This is a genomic window from Synechococcus sp. CB0101 (assembly GCF_000179235.2).
GTDB lineage: Bacteria > Cyanobacteriota > Cyanobacteriia > PCC-6307 > Cyanobiaceae > Vulcanococcus.
The window spans coordinates 1,425,654-1,440,034 of the sequence record NZ_CP039373.1 but is presented as its reverse complement, the minus strand read 5'-3'; the positions used below and the strand labels follow the sequence as shown (position 1 = coordinate 1,440,034).

Genomic DNA, 14,381 nt, shown 5'->3' with positions numbered 1-14,381 from the left:
CAATCGGCGATTGTCCCATTAGGGCGGCTGGATCGCGTTCGGGGCGATGGATCAGCGCCGATAAAACGGTCGCTTCACGACCTGGGCGGGCTCGGCTTTGCCGCGGATCTCCACCGCCAGCTGGCTGCCGAGCTTGGCGGCAGCGGTATCCACCAGCGCCAGGGCAATGCCGGCCTCCAGGCTGGGGGACCAGCCGCCACTGGTGACCGTGCCGATCGGGGTGCTGCCCGCTTCAGCCCCGCTTGCCAGCACTGAATAGCCATGGCGCGGGATGGCGCGGCCTTGCAGCTGCAGCCCCACCAGGCGCCGCTTCACGCCGCTGCTGGTTTGCTGCTCCAACACCTCACGCCCCACAAAGGGCTTGGGCATCTCCAGGTGCACCAGCCAGCCCAGGCCCACCTCCAGTGGTGAGGTGGAGGCATCCATATCGCTGCCATACAGATGCATCGCTGCTTCCAGCCGCAGCGTGTCGCGGGCGCCGAGGCCGCAGGGCTGGATGCCGCGCTCCTGGCAGAGGGTCCAGAAGCTCAGCCCGGCCCCACGCCCCAGCAGCAGCTCGAAGCCGTCTTCCCCGGTGTAGCCAGTGCGGGCCACGAAGGCTTCGCCGATGCCCGGCAGGGTGAGGTTGCGATGGCCGAATCGAGGCAGGCCGGCGAGGGAGGTGCCGCTGATGCTCTCGAGCTGGGCAGCGGCTTCCGGCCCCTGCAGGGCCAACAGCACCCCATCGCCCTTGTGGTCGGCCACCTGGATGCCGGCGGGCTCCAGCTGGCTGCGGATCCAGACGGTGTCGGCCTCAGCGCAGGCTGCATTGATCACCAACAGCAGCTCGTGGGCCTGGGTGGCCTCGTCCCAGCCGCGGTCGTAAATGATCAGATCGTCGCGGATGCCGCCCTGCTCGTTGAGCAGCACCGTGTAGCAGGCCTCACCGGGGCCGATGCGAAACAGATCGGTGGGCACCAGGGCCTGCAACAGGTCTTTGGCGCCTGGCCCGCTGAGGCGCAAGACCCCCATGTGGGAGATATCAAACAAGCCGCAGTGTTCACGCACCGCCTTGTGCTCCTGCAACAGGCCGGCGAATTGCACCGCCATCTCCCAGCCGGCGAAGGGCACCATGCGCCCGCCGGCGATGCGGGCGGCCTCAAACAGCGGCGTGCGCTGCAGGGGCTCGGAGGCAGCCGATGGGGCGCCCATGGCGATTTGGCATCGGCGTGGATCCTATGGACGGTGGCGAGCGGCGCGGTGATGCACGGTCGCTCTTCAACAGTCCGAAGAGAACCCGGAGGTTGGATGTCCGCACTGGCCAGGGCTGGTTGGGCTGATTACGTTGAGCCCCCTTGCCGCCCTCCATGGGCAACCGCCCCTGCTGCCGCAGCTGCCGCCACTGCACCCAGCCGAGCGGTGTGGAGATGGGGTGGTGTCTCCTGCGCAAGCTGCCGATCCATGGGGAGCTGGCGGCGGAGCTCTGGTGCCATCACTGGACGGCGCGCCCGCCGCGCTTGCCGGTGATGGGGGACAGCCCGGCGGAGTTGTTGCCCCATCCCGGGGAGCGCCAGCTGGCCCTCACGGATGTGCTCGAAACCTAAAGAGAAGGCGAAGATTCGCGCCTGATCAGCGTTGAATGTGATCCAGCACGCCAAGTCGCCTGTGCGGCGGTGCCAAGTTGGTTTCACACAGCGTCATGGGGACATCGTTGATGGCTGTTGCCGCCGTTGCCAGTCCGATCGAACTGATGGCCACCCAGGTGGACAGTGAGACGGTGTCATTCGCGACGGGCGCGGTGATCTTCAGCCGAGGCCAGGCGGCCGATGCCATTTATGCCGTGCGCCGCGGCATCGTCGAGGTGATCAATCCCCAGGGCGACAAGCTTTGCTATCGCCCCGGTGAGCTGTTCAGCTACGAAGACATCGTTTGGACTGAGGACGTGCGCCACAACGACGCGGTGGCGCGCACCCCGGTTGAGCTGGTGCGGCTGGATCGCCTGCGCTTCCTCAACCTGCTCCACAACCACCCCACCATGGCAATCCTGTTGATCGGCCAGCAGCACGAACGCCTGCGGGAACAGCGCTCCAGCGGAACCTGCGCTTATTGACCTAACGGTCGAGCAGGAACAGCAGGCTCCGCACCACCTTGGAGGCGAGCACACTGCTCACGCCGCTGGGATCGAGCATCGGCGCCAGCTCCACCACATCGGCTGCTACCAAGTTGTGGTGGCGTAGTTCATCCACCAGGGCGGCGAAGTCGCTCCAGAGGAAGCCGCCGGGTTCGGGGGTGCCGGTGCCAGCCATCACGGCAGGGTCAAACCAGTCGAGATCCACGGTGAGATAGAGCGGCTTGCCGCGTAGGGGCTTGAGCGCCTCGGCCATCCGTTCGATCGCCACCAGCCGGCCCGTCTGCCGCAGTTCGGAGAATTCCTCGCGGGTGCCGCTGCGGATGGCGATCTGCAGCAGTTGCTGACTGGGCAGCACCTCGAGGCAGCGGCGCATGGCACAGGCGTGGCTGTGATGGGCGCCCAGCCACTCGTGGCGCAGGTCGGCGTGGGCATCGAGCTGCACCAGCACCAGATCCGGGTGCTTCTCCGCCACGGCCGCCACGGCACCGGAGCTGATCGAGTGCTCGCCGCCGAGCATCAGGGGCTTGAGCCCGAGGGCCAGCACGGTTTCGGTGGCCTGTTTCACGGCCGCCACCACCGGTTCCGGTGCACCGAAGGGAATGTCCACGGCGCCCAGATCAGCGATGGCCAGCTCCTCGAGATCGCGATCGAGCTGGGGGCAGTAGCTCTCCAGGCCTGGGCTCACCTCCCGGATCGCGGCAGGGCCAAAGCGGGTGCCGGGGCGGAAGGAGGTGGTGCCGTCATAGGGCACGCCGAACAAGCCCACGCGGCAGCCGGCGGGATCGCGCTGGCTGCCCATGTAGATGGCGCCGTCGGTGTCAAACAGAGAGAGGTCGGACATGGCTTCAGGCGCGGAGGGAGCGAAGGGAGCGTTCAATGGCAGCCGGGATGGCGTCGAAGGCGCCGCGTTGCCAACGGGGGCTCCAGATCTCACAGCCCTCGGCCACGGCCGCGGCGCGGGCGGCATCCGGCTCCAGGTAGCGGCGACCGTCGGTGGCGGCGAAGGTCCAGCTCCACCAGCCGCTCGGATACATCGGCACCCAGCCATACATCGGATCGGCGTGGCCGAACACCTCGCGGATCACCTTCACGGTGTCGATGTGCACCTGGCGGAAGGCCTCGGGTGATTCGCTCTGGGTGGCGAACACGCCGCCGGGTTTGAGAATGCGCCGGCACTGCTCGAAGAAGGCGCGGTTGAACAGGCCCTCAGCCGGCCCGGCCGGATCGGAGCCATCCACGATCACCACGTCGTAGCTGGCATCTGGAGCGTTCGCGGCCCAGGCGATGCCATCGCCCACGGTGAGGTGGAAGCGCGGATCACTCCAGCAGCCAGCGCCGATGCTCGGCAGGTGCTGCTGGCTCCACTCCACCACCAGCCCATCGATCTCCACCATGTCGAGGTGCTGCACGCCGGCGTGGCGCAGGCACTCGCGGGCGGTGCCGCCATCGCCGCCGCCGATCACCAGCACCCGCTCCACCTGTGCCGCACCGCAGAGGGCCGGATGCACGATCGATTCGTGGTAATGCCGCTCCTGGCGCTCCGCGGTCATCCAGCAGCCATCGAGCAGCAGACCCTTCCCGTAGCGCTCGCTCTCGATGATCGTCACCCGCTGGAAGGGTGACTGCTCCTCCGCGATGACGCGGCCGGCCAGGCCGTAGCGCACGCCATCAAAGACTTCATCTACCCAGCCGGAGGTGGGGGCGGGTGCGCTGCTCACAGGCCTGGGCTGATCGATCCTTCCAGCTAAGCCTCCCATCCGCCGGTTAGGGCTGCGTTAGGGAAGGCCACGCTGTAGAAGGCCACGCCATCGCTACGCCAACCCTGTTCGAGCCAGTGGCGCCGCTCCTGCCGGGAGGCCGTGGTGGCGTGCTGGCCATCGGGCGAGACCAGCTGCCACACCGGATCGAGACCCCGCAGGGGCTCTGCATACGCAGTGAATACGGTGCCTTGATTGCGGTAGCCGGCCTGTTCCAGCCGGCTGATCTGGCGTGGGTTAGCGGTGTAGACGGAGTCGTTGCGCTGGCTGTTGCGCAGCTCCACCACATCAGTTGTGTAGCTGTCGGTGGGGTTGGCGGCAAAGGGAACGTCCACCAACATCCAATCGCCGGAGCTCGCCCAGCGGTTGGCCTGGCTTGAGCTGCTGGTCAGGCGCCATTCGCCGGTGATCGGATCGCGCAGGCGGAAGGCCACGGCCAGGTCGTCGGCGCTGTCGTAGCTGGCCAGGCTCTGATCGGCCCAGCTCACCGTGGCGGGGTCCTTCAGGGCGAACTCCACAGCGAGGGTCTGCCCCGGGGAAGGCTGGGTGTAGCGATAGGCGGGCAGGGGCGCGGTGCCGGGGCCGCCCGGGTTGTAAATGGGGCTGTGGGTGCCCAGGCGTGGATCAGGCAGCACCACGCTCTCCAGGGCCCGGATCGCCTTGGGGCTGGAGGCCTTGATGATGATGTCGAACTGGTTGTCGTGGTCTTCCGCATAGATGTAATCCGGATCGGCGGAAAGCCCGTTGCCCAGATCGGCGATGCCCTTCACCTTGAGGCTGCCGCCCTTCACCTTCACGGAGGTGCCGGCTTCTCCGATGGTGATCGCCTCGCCAGCAGGGCCTTGGGCAGTGAGCTGGAAGAAGCGCGCGAACTCCTGGGGCAGAAAGCCGCTCACGCCATTGGGTGAGAAGCCGCCGGACGTGAACAGCCGCAGCCGGTAGAGCTTGTTGCTGGTGCCGTAGTACTCCACGCCATGGTTGGCCACCGAGTTGGGGAAGGCCGGTGCGGGGTAATCCCCGGCCAGCGAGAGTCGGTTGAGCTTGGCGCCCACCAGGGTTGGGCCGTTGAAGGGGTCGTAGGGGTTGTTGCTGGTCTGGCTGAGGCCGGTGCCATCCACCAGACCCTTGGGGGTGATTAGCTGAACAGGGGTGCCACTGCCGTTCACCACCTCGAAGCGCACCGGATGCACGGCGTTGGGGTCGCCAGTGGGCAGGCGGTTGGCGAAGTAGCCAAAGGCCACCACGGTCTGGCGCTCGTTGAAGTCGAGGTTGGGGTTCTGGGCCACGTAGAGGGGCGTGACCACCTCACCGGTGTTCAGGTGGATGCGGAAGTTCTCGGGCAGCACCGTGCTCGGCAGCAGCGGGTGGCTGAATTCGATCGGCATCGCATCCATGAAGGTCTGCGTGACCGTGCTGTTGCTGAAACCAGCAATCTGCACGCCTGCCGGCGAAACGCCTGAGGTGATGTTGCGCAGTGGTGCGGCGGGATCCAGGCCTATCAGTTCTTGCACCACCCCCGCGCCTGCTGTTTCAGCCAGGCCGATCTGGTTCTCACTCAGCAGGCCAGGGATGCCCGTGATGCCCTCGAAGCCCAGTCCCGCCGCCAGGATCCTTGGTGCACTGTTGGCGCCGCCGTAGATGTCGGCGCGGATCACGATGTTCCGATGGAGTTGGTCGTAGCTCGAGCCCTGGCCCATGGCGATCGGCAAGCGGTTGGCACTACGGGCATGCTTGTGAACGGGCTTGATTTCGGCAAGTGGATCTGCAACTGAGCCCACGGCTGGTGATCCCTGCGGCGGAACTGCGCTGGCGTTTTTCTCGATCCAGTGGCCCCGGCGGTCAAAACGTGAACACCACCGATTCGCGGGTGGAGTTGCTGTTTGATCTGGCGGTGACGCCGTCGTTGCCCGTGCAGCTGCGGGCCCGGGCGCTGCGGCGGCTTGAGCCGCGGTTGGTGGACGGCTGCGTGGTGATCGCGGCCAGCGAGCACCGCTCCCAGTGGCAGAACCGGGTGGCGGCGCAGCGGCGCCTCGTGGAGATCCTGCAGGAGGCGATCAAGCCACCGCCACCGCCGCGGCGCCCCACCAAGCCCACGCGCGGTTCGGTGCAACGGCGCTTGGCGGCCAAGAAGCAGCGCAGCGCCGTGAAGCAGCAGCGGCGCGGGCGGATTCAGCCGTCAGAGGATTGAGCCGCTCGGATCTCTGCCTTTGCCTGTTGCCACAGGCCTTCGAGTTCGCGGATGCTGCGGCCCTGGAGGTCGCCGCCGAGGGCCGCCTCCACGCGGGAGAAGCGATCGAGGAAGCGGCGGTTGGTGCCAGCCAGGCCCGCTTCGGGGTCGATGCCGCACCAGCGGGCCACGTTCACCAGGGTGAACAGCACATCGCCGAGTTCCTCCTGGGCGTGAACCTTGTTGCCGCTGGCCACGGCTTCCTTGAGCTCGTCGAGCTCCTCGTGCACCTTCTTCCACACACCGGCCATGTCATCCCACTCGAAGCCGGCCGCGGCGGCCTTTTTGGAGATGGTCATGGCACCGGCCAAGGCGGGTTGGCCGCGCACCTTGCTCGCAAGGCGATCGCTGAGGGGGCTGGCGGAGGGCGGGCTCTCGTGTTCAGAGGCTTTGATCGCTTCCCAGGTCGCCTTCACGGCGGCGCTGTCAGGGACTTCGGCATCGCCGAACACATGGGGGTGGCGGCGCACCAACTTTTCGCTGATGGCTGAAGCGATCTGACCCAGATCGAATCGTCCCTCCTCCTGGGCGATCTGTCCGTGCAGCACCACCTGCAGCAGTAGATCCCCCAATTCCTCCTTGAGATGGGCGTCATCGCCGTGGTGGATGGCATCGGCCACCTCGTGGGCTTCCTCCAGCACGTAGGGAACCAGGGAGGCGTGGGTTTGCTCCAGGTCCCAGGGGCAGCCGCCGTTGGGATCCCGAAGCCTGGCCACCACGTTGATCAGCTCACTGAGGGCTGCGGTGGTGGCGGGATCGGCGGCCATGGGCTGGCGTTCAGGCGGTGGCGCCACCTTCGCATCGGCGACTCAGCCAGAGCCTGTTGAACAGGGCCTGAACCAGCTGAATCGGTGGTTCGAGGCCGGCCTGCAGCAGTTGAGCCTCGAGCCGCTGGTGATTCACGGAAAACACCTTGCTGTTGCGAGCGGCCATCACGGCCTCGATCGTGGCGGGATCCATCCCCAGGGCTTTAAAGCGGGCCACCCCGATCTGGAGGCCAAGCTCCAGCTCAGGCGGTTCCGTTTCGCTGTAGCTGCTGAGCAGCAGGCAGCCGCCCGGTGCCACTCGCTCGGCCATCTGCTGCAGCAACCGTTCTTGCGCATCCGGCGTGAGCACGTGCAGCACGTTGTGGCTGATCACAGCGTCGAAGCATGTGGGGCCAAGCGCATCGAGATCATCGGGACCCCACGTCACCCGATCGCTCGCTCCGACGCGCTCGATCAGCGCCTGGCAGAACCCGCGCATTTGAGCGCTGGGTTCCACCAAGGTGAAGAGGGCTTGGGGCATGGCAGCCAGCAGCCCTGGCAGCTCCGTTCCGGTTCCAGCGCCCACCACCAGTGCTTGTTGCGCCAGCGGTTGCAGGGCGGCGGTTGCTGCAGCAGCGAGCTCGAAGATCGCTTCGTAGGCCGGGATCAGCGTGGCGATGCGCGCGTCGTAGGTGCGGCCGTAATCCCCGTCGAAGTCGAGCAGAGGCAAGGTGTGGAGTGGCTGCTCAGCGCAGTGTCTTGGATCGGCGGCGCTTGCGGCGCAGCAGGCGGGGCATGCGCGGCACAGGATCCCCGTCTTGGATCAGATGGAGCCAGGCGCTGGCTTCCACGCCGCACAGCGCCGCCAGGCTCAGCCCGCGTTGGTGGGTCCACCATCCCTGGAGCCCCTCGAGCAGAGCTTGTGGGTGCGGTGCGCCCCAGGGGTGCAGCAGCCAGCTCAACCCCGCGACCAGGGCGGCCAGGTAGATGAGCCGCCCGGCGCTGCCCATGAGGGGGGAATGGGAGAGGAGCGAGCGGTGGCGCAGCAGGTGCCGGTAGGGCCACCACAGCAGCCGCAGCGGCCCCCAACGGCGGCTGGGGTTGGAGCGGGTGTCGAGGTCGGGGGACAGCCACAGCCCGCCCAGCAGAAAGGCCAGGCCAGCGGTCAGCACACCGCCAAGGCCGAGCCACGGTGCCCACAGCAGCCCGAAGGGCAGAGCCAGGAGCCAAGTAGCGCGATCGTGTTGCTGGCCGCTGGCCATGGCGTGGGGCGACGGTCGGGCTGCAGAATGGCGCAGCCGCCCGGTTAGCTCAGCGGTAGAGCGCCTGCCTTACAAGCAGGATGTCGCTGGTTCGAACCCGGCACCGGGCATCAACCCTGCCTCAGCCAGGCATTTGGGGGAAGGAGATTGCGTCCGCCCCATCAACAGGTTTGAACGGATTGAAAGGAGCGGGAGCCGGGGCACCTGTCCATTCACCATCAATCGTTACCCCTCCATCACCGATTGTGATCTGGGGTTGCGAGGCCTTGTGCTGTTTCCAGAATTTGCGGGCTTGTCGTTGGGCGCGATTCTTTCCGCCTCCTTTCTTTCGGCCGCCGACTGCGGCCTGCAGCTCTGCATCGGCCAAGTTGAAGGTGTTGGTTTCGATTGTGGTGGTGTTCATGGTTCTTGTTCTGGTGAGTTGAGTTGTGTTGTGGGGTGTTGTGTCCCCGACCTCTTCAGAATGCTTCAGCCTCCCTTCGATTACCAGAAGAATCCTGAGGGAGGTTTCGGGGAATTGTTGGTGAGAGCCATCGACCTAGGGGTGGGGCTGGTCGATTGCTCAGCCTTCATTCCGCCTAAGAAGAGGGCATCGAGCTTGATCGCGATCAGGTGAGCCCATGCATGCATCGAGGCCCAAGATGAGTGGGTGGTTGTGCAGTGGCTTGTTTGGCTGGTCTTTCGTAGGCACGGCTTTTGGCCTAGCGCAAATCGTTGCGCCGTTTCACCTGAAATTCCCTGAATCCGCCCTGGCTTTTCATCTGGTAATGGAGCAATCGCTCCTGCGATGGTGAATACATCGAGAGGAGTACTCCTCTGGTTTCAGGGCAAATGCATACTGAGGTCCAAAAATGGCTGGTCATCAACTCACTCGGCCCACAACAGCAACCGTTCCCCTGCCCTGTGATCACCATGTGCGCCTGGGTTTAGAAGAAAAGCTTCGCCAGTGCAGGGCGATGTATCGAGCCCTGCCTACAGAGGTCACCCGGTATCAGCTGGCGCGCCTGGAGCGTTTGCTAGAGAGCATCTAGAGCTAGCCAGGGAGGCACGTCGGCTAGTGGAACAGCTGATCAAGGGGGCTGATTTATTGGGAATTGGGGTGCCTGGTGCATCACGAGACATTCCCTGAAATATCTGTGTTGTTTGAGCCAGCTGCCAGCCGCCTTGACTGCGGCGCCCGCTGCTTCGCTCAAGACGCTCCCTGTCACTGCTCGAAAATCTCTGGTGCCCCTGTTCACGGCGAATGCCATTGGACAGGTGGGCCTGAATGGTCAGCTCGCGGGAACACCCTCCGAACTGTTGGACCAGCTCCGAGTAGCCCTCACAAAGGCGGGATACGTTGAACAGCCCATTCGCACTACGTTTAACCCAGGCACCCGCCTCAACAGCCTGTAGCTGCTCCACAGGAGCCTGCCCAGTCCAAGCCGGCTAGGTGTTGGTCTGGATCAGGCGGGCATCAAGGCACTCAGCCGCGTGCGGAAGTCGCCCTTGGGCATGCCGCCCTTGAGTTCACCGTGGATGGTGAAGTCGCCCTCGGGCTCGCTCACCAGCAGATAGGTGGGCCAGCCCATGCCTTGCTTATCGGGGTATTGGGCTAGCAGCACACGGCGGTAGCGCCGATAGACATCGGTGTCTTGCAGCATCACGCTCACGAAGCTGCAACCCAGTTCCGTACATACCGTTGCGTCGTAATGGCTCATGCGGTGGCAGGTGCCGCAGTCTTCCGAGCTGAACTTGAGAACGGTGTAGCTCATGGCTTGGGTGGCATTGTCTGGACGCTAGCCATCGCCTGCGATCGACGCCGGGGCATAGCAACGACGTTCACAGAGCTCGAGCGATTGCTGGTCGTTGAAGACCAGGTTGATCTGTTGGAATGCATTGGCGCTGGTGCGGCAGCCGATCTGCAGACTGAAGGCGCCCTGAGGGAGGTGTTCGGGCACAGAGCAAATCAACCCATCCACAAACGTTGCCGTTAGGGGATGGATGGCAAACTGCTCGGCGCTGAAGGGGGTACAGGGCTCAATCCGCTCATCGAGCCAGCATTGCCGCGTGCCTTGCCAGCCCTCCATGGATCGCAGCAGTTGCTCGGGAGGTTGAATCGGCCGCGGCGGTTCCTGGGTGCTGGCGTGGCTGCAGCGAAAGCCCACGGCTCCAACGGCATCGAGGCTCCAGGTGACACCCTCGGCAGTGGGATGTTGTCCCCAGAGCAGCACCAGCATCGAACGCGACCGTCCTGCGAATAGGTTCACTTCATGGCCGAAGCGCTCAGTGGCTGTATCCACGCGCAGACTCGACTGCCCCCCCGCCCCCATGAATTGCCAGCACTGGCCGCCGCTGTTGTAACGGTCGCGGTTCAAGGTCAGTTGTCGCCGACCTTCCGGCGCAAACAACAAGCCACGGCCATCCCAGATGCCGTTGTCGGGATCGCTGAAATGAATGTCGTAGCAGGTGTCGTCAATCACCCGGCTCGGCTGGCTCAGGTTGAGCTGGTCCCCGCGTAGGTACCAATGGCTGCTACCACACCAGCGCCCTGCGAAGTTGAGACGGTTGAGCTCCCATTGGCGCTGTTGTAGATCCACGCGTGCTTCGCAGGATCTCCGTAGCCTCGTTCCTCCCGAGAGGAATGTCGATGCGGGTCACCATCGTGGGCTGCGGCTATGTCGGCGAGGCCCTGGCACGACGCTGGGGTGAGCAAGCTGCTGTTGATCTCACGGTCACGACCACGCGCGAGGAGCGTCGTGTTGAGCTGATCCCCGTGGCTCGGCGGGTGTTGGTGGTGCGAGCGAGTGATCCATCCGCTTTGTTCCAGGCGCTGGATGGGGCGGAGGCGGCCGTGTTCTGCATGGCGCCGGGCGGTGATCGCCAGGTGGATGCCGATGCTTATGCCGCCACCTATCGCGACAGCATGCGCGCGCTACAGGAGCTCTTGCCCGACATGCCGCAGTTGAGGCAGATCGTGTACACCAGCAGCTGCGGGGTTTATGGCGACGCTGCCGGTGCCTGGGTGGATGAATCCACGCCAGCGATCCCGCGCGATGCCCATGCGGCGGTGCTGTTGGAGAGCGAACAGCTACTGGAGCAGTGCCGCGCCGATCAGCGCCGGGTGTGTGTTCTGCGTTTGGGTGCGATTTACGGACCGGGCCGTGACCTCATCCGCCGTTTCAAAACACTGGCCGGTACTACCAGGACTGGAGATGGCCGCATCTACTGCAACTGGATCCATCGCGACGATGTGGCCGGAGCGATCGCAGCGGCCGTGGCCGGAGGCTGGGATCAAACAGTGAACGTGGTGGACGATCAGCCTTGGCTTGTGGCTGACTTGCTGAATCAGATCTGCAATTCCGCCGATCTGCCCCCGGTGCAATGGAGTGGTTCGGAGCCGGGTGCCAAACCGATGGTGGATCGACGCATCAGCAATCGCCATTTGCACAGCCTGGGCTACGAGCTGCTCCATCCTCGGTTGCTTTTGCGGAGTGAGTGACAACACCTATGGCACTCTCGAGGCCCCCACGCTCCAATGTGCTCAGCGACGACATGGGGATGGGACCCGGCGATGACCTCGCCGGGCTTATTCATGGCGGCGATCTTCTGTAGGCCATCTAGCTTTGCCAGATCGCGCCGTTAATCGATCAGGGCGTTTCGCAGGGTGTGGAGACGCCCAGCATCCAAAAGTGATCAACAAATCGGGGGTATACGGCTCAAGAATGCGGTTGCAGCACTCGTGTTTCACCGATTCAGCAAGGCTCCCTTGAAATTACCTTGAAAGCCTCCGCTCAAGCACCTGGATGGAAGGGTGAGGGTTGTCCATGATGCATGTATCGGAAGAAATTCCGATTGAACTCAATACGCAAATCAATCATGACTTCTTTTGATCGAGCCTCTTTCTCAGTCGATGAACAAGATCTTTCGGCGGCCGTCGGTGGATCTGTGGGTTCGTTTTTCAAGGCTTTTGGCAGTCTTGCCAAGTCTGGAAAAAGCGTGGGTAGCTCTAGTTCAGCAAGCAGCAAGATGTCGTTTGGTTCACTCCCCTCGACGCCACCGTCGTCACCGCCTCCTGTACGAGTCGAAGTCGTTCAAAACGTCGTTCCGAAAGGTGGCCTTTCAACGGGGGCCAAGGCTGGGATCGTTGGATTATACTCGGCTGGTACGGTTGTTGACTTTATTGCGTGGGACCCTGCTGCAGTTGTCTGGAGGGATAAGCCGATCATCTGACCACTGTCTGGGTTCGATACCTATCCGTAGCACTGCCGTTCTTGTTATATGCAGCAGATTGCTGCATCTTGTGACGCTCCGGGGGGTGCCTCCTGGAGCGTTTTTTATTTCTGGCTCCCTATGGGTGAAGTCGTTTGGCTGTGTCGTTGTCAACACTGTTGTCGCGTCTCCCATCCGGCAGAACAGTACCAACAGTCTAACCAGAAATTCCCTGGTAATCACCCGCGTTCCTTCCTTGGAAATCCGATGCTGGCCCGACATGATTGATATGTCGGAGGGAGAAAGCCCTCCGTAGTCCAATTGCTAATCACCAATGAAAACCACTCTTAATGCTCAACACCTGATCGACGAGTCTGCGCTGCAGGCGGTTGTCGGCGGCGGCGTCCCTGAATTCTTCGGGGCTGTGCTGAAGGGGGCTGTCGGCCCCATGCTCCCTGGCTTCTTCGCGCCCAATCCACTAGTTGACGCTATCAACGCTACAGCTGAGATGACAAAGTCAAAAGAAGATCTGAGCTCTATTCGGGCAAAAACCCCATCAATTCAGGCCGAAAGTCAGGCCCTATCCCAAGAAATGGGCCTGGCAGGGCAGTCATATCGCGACTACATCGACAGCCTTATTGCTTCTTTGGACTAGCGTAGCGCTAGTACCACATGAGTATCGATACCCCTCTGCAGCCACGGTCGTGGCTGCAGAGGGGTTCTGCATTGAAGCTGATAGATCGAGGCTTGTTGCCAATTTTATCGACCGTGCCAGAGAGTGCGCTTCGAAGGTACTTGAGGTACCCGACTTGAATTCTCTCCTTAATTCTATGCTGTCTGAGAGCTATGAGGCAGTGGCATCGTGCTCCAGTTCTGGTTGGTATGGTTGTGACTTCATGGCCAAGCGGCATGCAGATTTTCGTTCTCCTCAGCTGCCTTGCTTTCTCTGGAAATTCTCTTCAAATTTTCCAGAGAAGCATCTGGAATGGGGCGTGATGCTCTGTCACGCTATAGGTATCGGAAGAGATTTCTACCGATCCCACATCACAGGAGAATCATGTTTTCTACTCATCAACTTGGCCGGCCAGTCGTCGACAAGGTGCTTTCAGAAGCTGTCGGCGGAAGTTTTTCATCGCTCGGCAAGGCGCTGACCTCTTCGGTCAAATCTGGTCCAATGATTAAGCCATTGTCGAGTTCATCTCGCTCTCTCGCGTCAAGCACAGGTTCTGTAGGTCCTTATTCAACAGGGAGTTTTCGTTCGGTCAGCTCGGCTGAGCCTATTCGTGTTGAGGTGTATAAAGAAGGCCTTTCAACGGGAGCCAAGGCTGGGATCATTGGATTATACTCGGCTGGTACGGTTGTTGACTTTATTGCGTGGGACCCTGCTGCAGTTGTCTGGAGGGATAAGCCGATCATCTGACCACTGTCTGGGTTCGATACCTATCCGTAGCACTGCCGTTCTTGTTATATGCAGCAGATTGCTGCATCTTGTGACGCTCCGGGGGGGGTGCCTCCTGGAGCGTTTTTTATTTCTGGCTCCCTATGGGTGAAGTCGTTTGGCTGTGTCGTTGTCAACACTGTTGTCGCGTCTCCCATCCGGCAGAACAGTACCAACAGTTTAACCAGAAATTCCCTGGTAATCACCCGCGTTCCTTCCTTGGAAATCCGATGCTGGCCCGACATGATTGATATGTAGGAGGGAGAAAGCCCTCCGTAGTTCAATTGCTAATCACCAATGAAAACCACTCTTAATGCTCAACACCTGACCGACGAGTCTGCGCTGCAGGCGGCTGTCGGCGGCGGCCTCACTTGGAAGGATGGCCTAAAATATGGCAGTTTCGGCCCCTTTGGTTTGATCCCCTTAATGAAGCACTATGAAGCCTCTTTGGAGGCTAGTAAGGCGGAGCATGCAGGCCTGTCAGCTGATAGGTATCAGGAAGATCTCCAAAAAGAACAGAGTTCGATCCTGACTCGAGAAGCCGTGCTTAAGGATATCTATGCTGAATTAAAGGGGGCGTCCCGCCAAGTGGTGTAAATCCTGAGGATCAGCACCGGCTACGCCGGTGCTGACGGTCTCGAGCTCAAGGC

General features: G+C 62.6%; 17 protein-coding genes and 1 tRNA gene. 8 read left to right on the top strand and 10 right to left on the bottom strand.

The window, feature by feature from the left end; genetic code table 11:
* Nucleotides 1–51 precede the first annotated feature (51 nt).
* Nucleotides 52–1,191, bottom strand: a complete 1,140-nt coding sequence (gcvT, locus tag CB0101_RS07785) for a glycine cleavage system aminomethyltransferase GcvT (protein ID WP_010305822.1) — start codon at nt 1,189–1,191, stop codon at nt 52–54.
* A gap of 155 nt (nt 1,192–1,346) precedes the next feature.
* Here gcvT and CB0101_RS07780 point away from each other — a divergent pair, with 155 nt between their 5' ends.
* Nucleotides 1,347–1,583 (top strand): hypothetical protein, encoded by a 237-nt coding sequence (locus CB0101_RS07780; RefSeq protein ID WP_010305818.1) that lies wholly within the window; start codon nt 1,347–1,349, stop codon nt 1,581–1,583.
* A gap of 110 nt (nt 1,584–1,693) precedes the next feature.
* On the top strand, nt 1,694–2,089 hold the full coding sequence (locus CB0101_RS07775) for a cyclic nucleotide-binding domain-containing protein (protein ID WP_010305814.1): 396 nt from the start codon (nt 1,694–1,696) through the stop codon (nt 2,087–2,089).
* 1 nt (nt 2,090) lies between these two features.
* Here the strand turns inward: CB0101_RS07775 and speB are convergent, their stop codons facing one another.
* Genes speB through CB0101_RS07760 form a run of 3 tightly spaced genes read right to left on the bottom strand, consistent with a single transcriptional unit; the run spans nt 2,091 to nt 5,564 of the window.
* Nucleotides 2,091–2,951, bottom strand: a complete 861-nt coding sequence (gene speB, locus CB0101_RS07770) for an agmatinase (RefSeq protein WP_010305810.1) — start codon at nt 2,949–2,951, stop codon at nt 2,091–2,093.
* A gap of 4 nt (nt 2,952–2,955) precedes the next feature.
* The gene (gene speE, locus CB0101_RS07765; protein WP_371413555.1) at nt 2,956–3,867 is read right to left on the bottom strand and encodes a polyamine aminopropyltransferase; all 912 of its coding nucleotides are present in this window, start codon (nt 3,865–3,867) and stop codon (nt 2,956–2,958) included.
* Entirely contained in the window at nt 3,855–5,564 is a 1,710-nt protein-coding gene (locus CB0101_RS07760; RefSeq protein WP_136644042.1) for a hypothetical protein, read from the bottom strand. The genes speE and CB0101_RS07760 overlap by 13 nt, the downstream gene beginning before the upstream one ends.
* A 59-nt stretch (nt 5,565–5,623) precedes the next feature.
* Between CB0101_RS07760 and arfB the strand changes: the two genes are divergently transcribed.
* A complete protein-coding gene (gene arfB / locus CB0101_RS07755) occupies nt 5,624–6,055 on the top strand; it encodes an alternative ribosome rescue aminoacyl-tRNA hydrolase ArfB (protein ID WP_010305797.1) in 432 nt (143 codons plus the stop codon).
* Here arfB and mazG read toward each other — a convergent pair.
* From mazG to CB0101_RS07740, 3 genes are read right to left on the bottom strand one after another with little or no spacing between them, the layout of a single operon-like run.
* Nucleotides 6,037–6,861 (bottom strand): nucleoside triphosphate pyrophosphohydrolase, encoded by an 825-nt coding sequence (mazG, locus tag CB0101_RS07750; protein WP_010305793.1) that lies wholly within the window; start codon nt 6,859–6,861, stop codon nt 6,037–6,039. The genes arfB and mazG overlap by 19 nt on opposite strands.
* A gap of 10 nt (nt 6,862–6,871) precedes the next feature.
* Entirely contained in the window at nt 6,872–7,570 is a 699-nt protein-coding gene (locus CB0101_RS07745; RefSeq protein WP_010305789.1) for a class I SAM-dependent methyltransferase, read from the bottom strand.
* Nucleotides 7,571–7,586: 16 nt separating this feature from the next.
* Nucleotides 7,587–8,102: a metal-binding protein gene (locus CB0101_RS07740; RefSeq protein WP_010305787.1), complete on the bottom strand. Its 516-nt coding sequence runs from the start codon at nt 8,100–8,102 to the stop codon at nt 7,587–7,589.
* 38 nt (nt 8,103–8,140) lie between these two features.
* On the opposite strand from CB0101_RS07740, the gene CB0101_RS07735 reads away from it, so the two are divergent.
* Nucleotides 8,141–8,212, top strand: a tRNA-Val gene (locus CB0101_RS07735).
* 11 nt (nt 8,213–8,223) lie between these two features.
* Here CB0101_RS07735 and CB0101_RS07730 read toward each other — a convergent pair.
* From CB0101_RS07730 to CB0101_RS07715, 3 genes are all read right to left on the bottom strand, one after another.
* On the bottom strand, nt 8,224–8,505 hold the full coding sequence (locus tag CB0101_RS07730; RefSeq protein WP_010305784.1) for a hypothetical protein: 282 nt from the start codon (nt 8,503–8,505) through the stop codon (nt 8,224–8,226).
* A gap of 1,042 nt (nt 8,506–9,547) precedes the next feature.
* A complete protein-coding gene (locus tag CB0101_RS07720) occupies nt 9,548–9,856 on the bottom strand; it encodes a hypothetical protein (protein ID WP_010305781.1) in 309 nt (102 codons plus the stop codon).
* Between the two features lie 24 nt (nt 9,857–9,880).
* A complete protein-coding gene (locus CB0101_RS07715) occupies nt 9,881–10,681 on the bottom strand; it encodes a hypothetical protein (RefSeq protein ID WP_010305778.1) in 801 nt (266 codons plus the stop codon).
* A 50-nt stretch (nt 10,682–10,731) separates the two neighbouring features.
* Here CB0101_RS07715 and CB0101_RS07710 point away from each other — a divergent pair, with 50 nt between their 5' ends.
* From CB0101_RS07710 to CB0101_RS07695, 4 genes are all read left to right on the top strand, one after another.
* Nucleotides 10,732–11,583, top strand: a complete 852-nt coding sequence (locus CB0101_RS07710; RefSeq protein WP_029552822.1) for an NAD-dependent epimerase/dehydratase family protein — start codon at nt 10,732–10,734, stop codon at nt 11,581–11,583.
* A 1,044-nt stretch (nt 11,584–12,627) separates the two neighbouring features.
* The gene (locus CB0101_RS07705) at nt 12,628–12,948 is read left to right on the top strand and encodes a hypothetical protein (RefSeq protein WP_136644041.1); all 321 of its coding nucleotides are present in this window, start codon (nt 12,628–12,630) and stop codon (nt 12,946–12,948) included.
* Between the two features lie 282 nt (nt 12,949–13,230).
* On the top strand, nt 13,231–13,713 hold the full coding sequence (locus CB0101_RS07700; protein ID WP_136644040.1) for a hypothetical protein: 483 nt from the start codon (nt 13,231–13,233) through the stop codon (nt 13,711–13,713).
* 315 nt (nt 13,714–14,028) lie between these two features.
* A complete protein-coding gene (locus CB0101_RS07695; RefSeq protein WP_010305751.1) occupies nt 14,029–14,328 on the top strand; it encodes a hypothetical protein in 300 nt (99 codons plus the stop codon).
* The last annotated feature ends 53 nt before the right edge of the window (nt 14,329–14,381 follow it).

Excerpts from the sequence above, each read along its gene's own strand:
- gcvT (WP_010305822.1), bottom strand. The coding sequence starts at position 1,191 with ATGGGCGCCCCATCGGCTGCCTCCGAGCCCCTGCAGCGCACGCCGCTG.
- CB0101_RS07780 (WP_010305818.1), top strand. The coding sequence starts at position 1,347 with ATGGGCAACCGCCCCTGCTGCCGCAGCTGCCGCCACTGCACCCAGCCG.
- CB0101_RS07775 (WP_010305814.1), top strand. The coding sequence starts at position 1,694 with ATGGCTGTTGCCGCCGTTGCCAGTCCGATCGAACTGATGGCCACCCAG.
- speB (WP_010305810.1), bottom strand. The coding sequence starts at position 2,951 with ATGTCCGACCTCTCTCTGTTTGACACCGACGGCGCCATCTACATGGGC.
- speE (WP_371413555.1), bottom strand. The coding sequence starts at position 3,867 with ATGGGAGGCTTAGCTGGAAGGATCGATCAGCCCAGGCCTGTGAGCAGC.
- CB0101_RS07760 (WP_136644042.1), bottom strand. The coding sequence starts at position 5,564 with ATGGGCCAGGGCTCGAGCTACGACCAACTCCATCGGAACATCGTGATC.
- mazG (WP_010305793.1), bottom strand. The coding sequence starts at position 6,861 with ATGGCCGCCGATCCCGCCACCACCGCAGCCCTCAGTGAGCTGATCAAC.
- CB0101_RS07740 (WP_010305787.1), bottom strand. The coding sequence starts at position 8,102 with ATGGCCAGCGGCCAGCAACACGATCGCGCTACTTGGCTCCTGGCTCTG.
- CB0101_RS07730 (WP_010305784.1), bottom strand. The coding sequence starts at position 8,505 with ATGAACACCACCACAATCGAAACCAACACCTTCAACTTGGCCGATGCA.
- CB0101_RS07720 (WP_010305781.1), bottom strand. The coding sequence starts at position 9,856 with ATGAGCTACACCGTTCTCAAGTTCAGCTCGGAAGACTGCGGCACCTGC.
- CB0101_RS07710 (WP_029552822.1), top strand. The coding sequence starts at position 10,732 with ATGCGGGTCACCATCGTGGGCTGCGGCTATGTCGGCGAGGCCCTGGCA.
- CB0101_RS07705 (WP_136644041.1), top strand. The coding sequence starts at position 12,628 with ATGAAAACCACTCTTAATGCTCAACACCTGATCGACGAGTCTGCGCTG.
- CB0101_RS07695 (WP_010305751.1), top strand. The coding sequence starts at position 14,029 with ATGAAAACCACTCTTAATGCTCAACACCTGACCGACGAGTCTGCGCTG.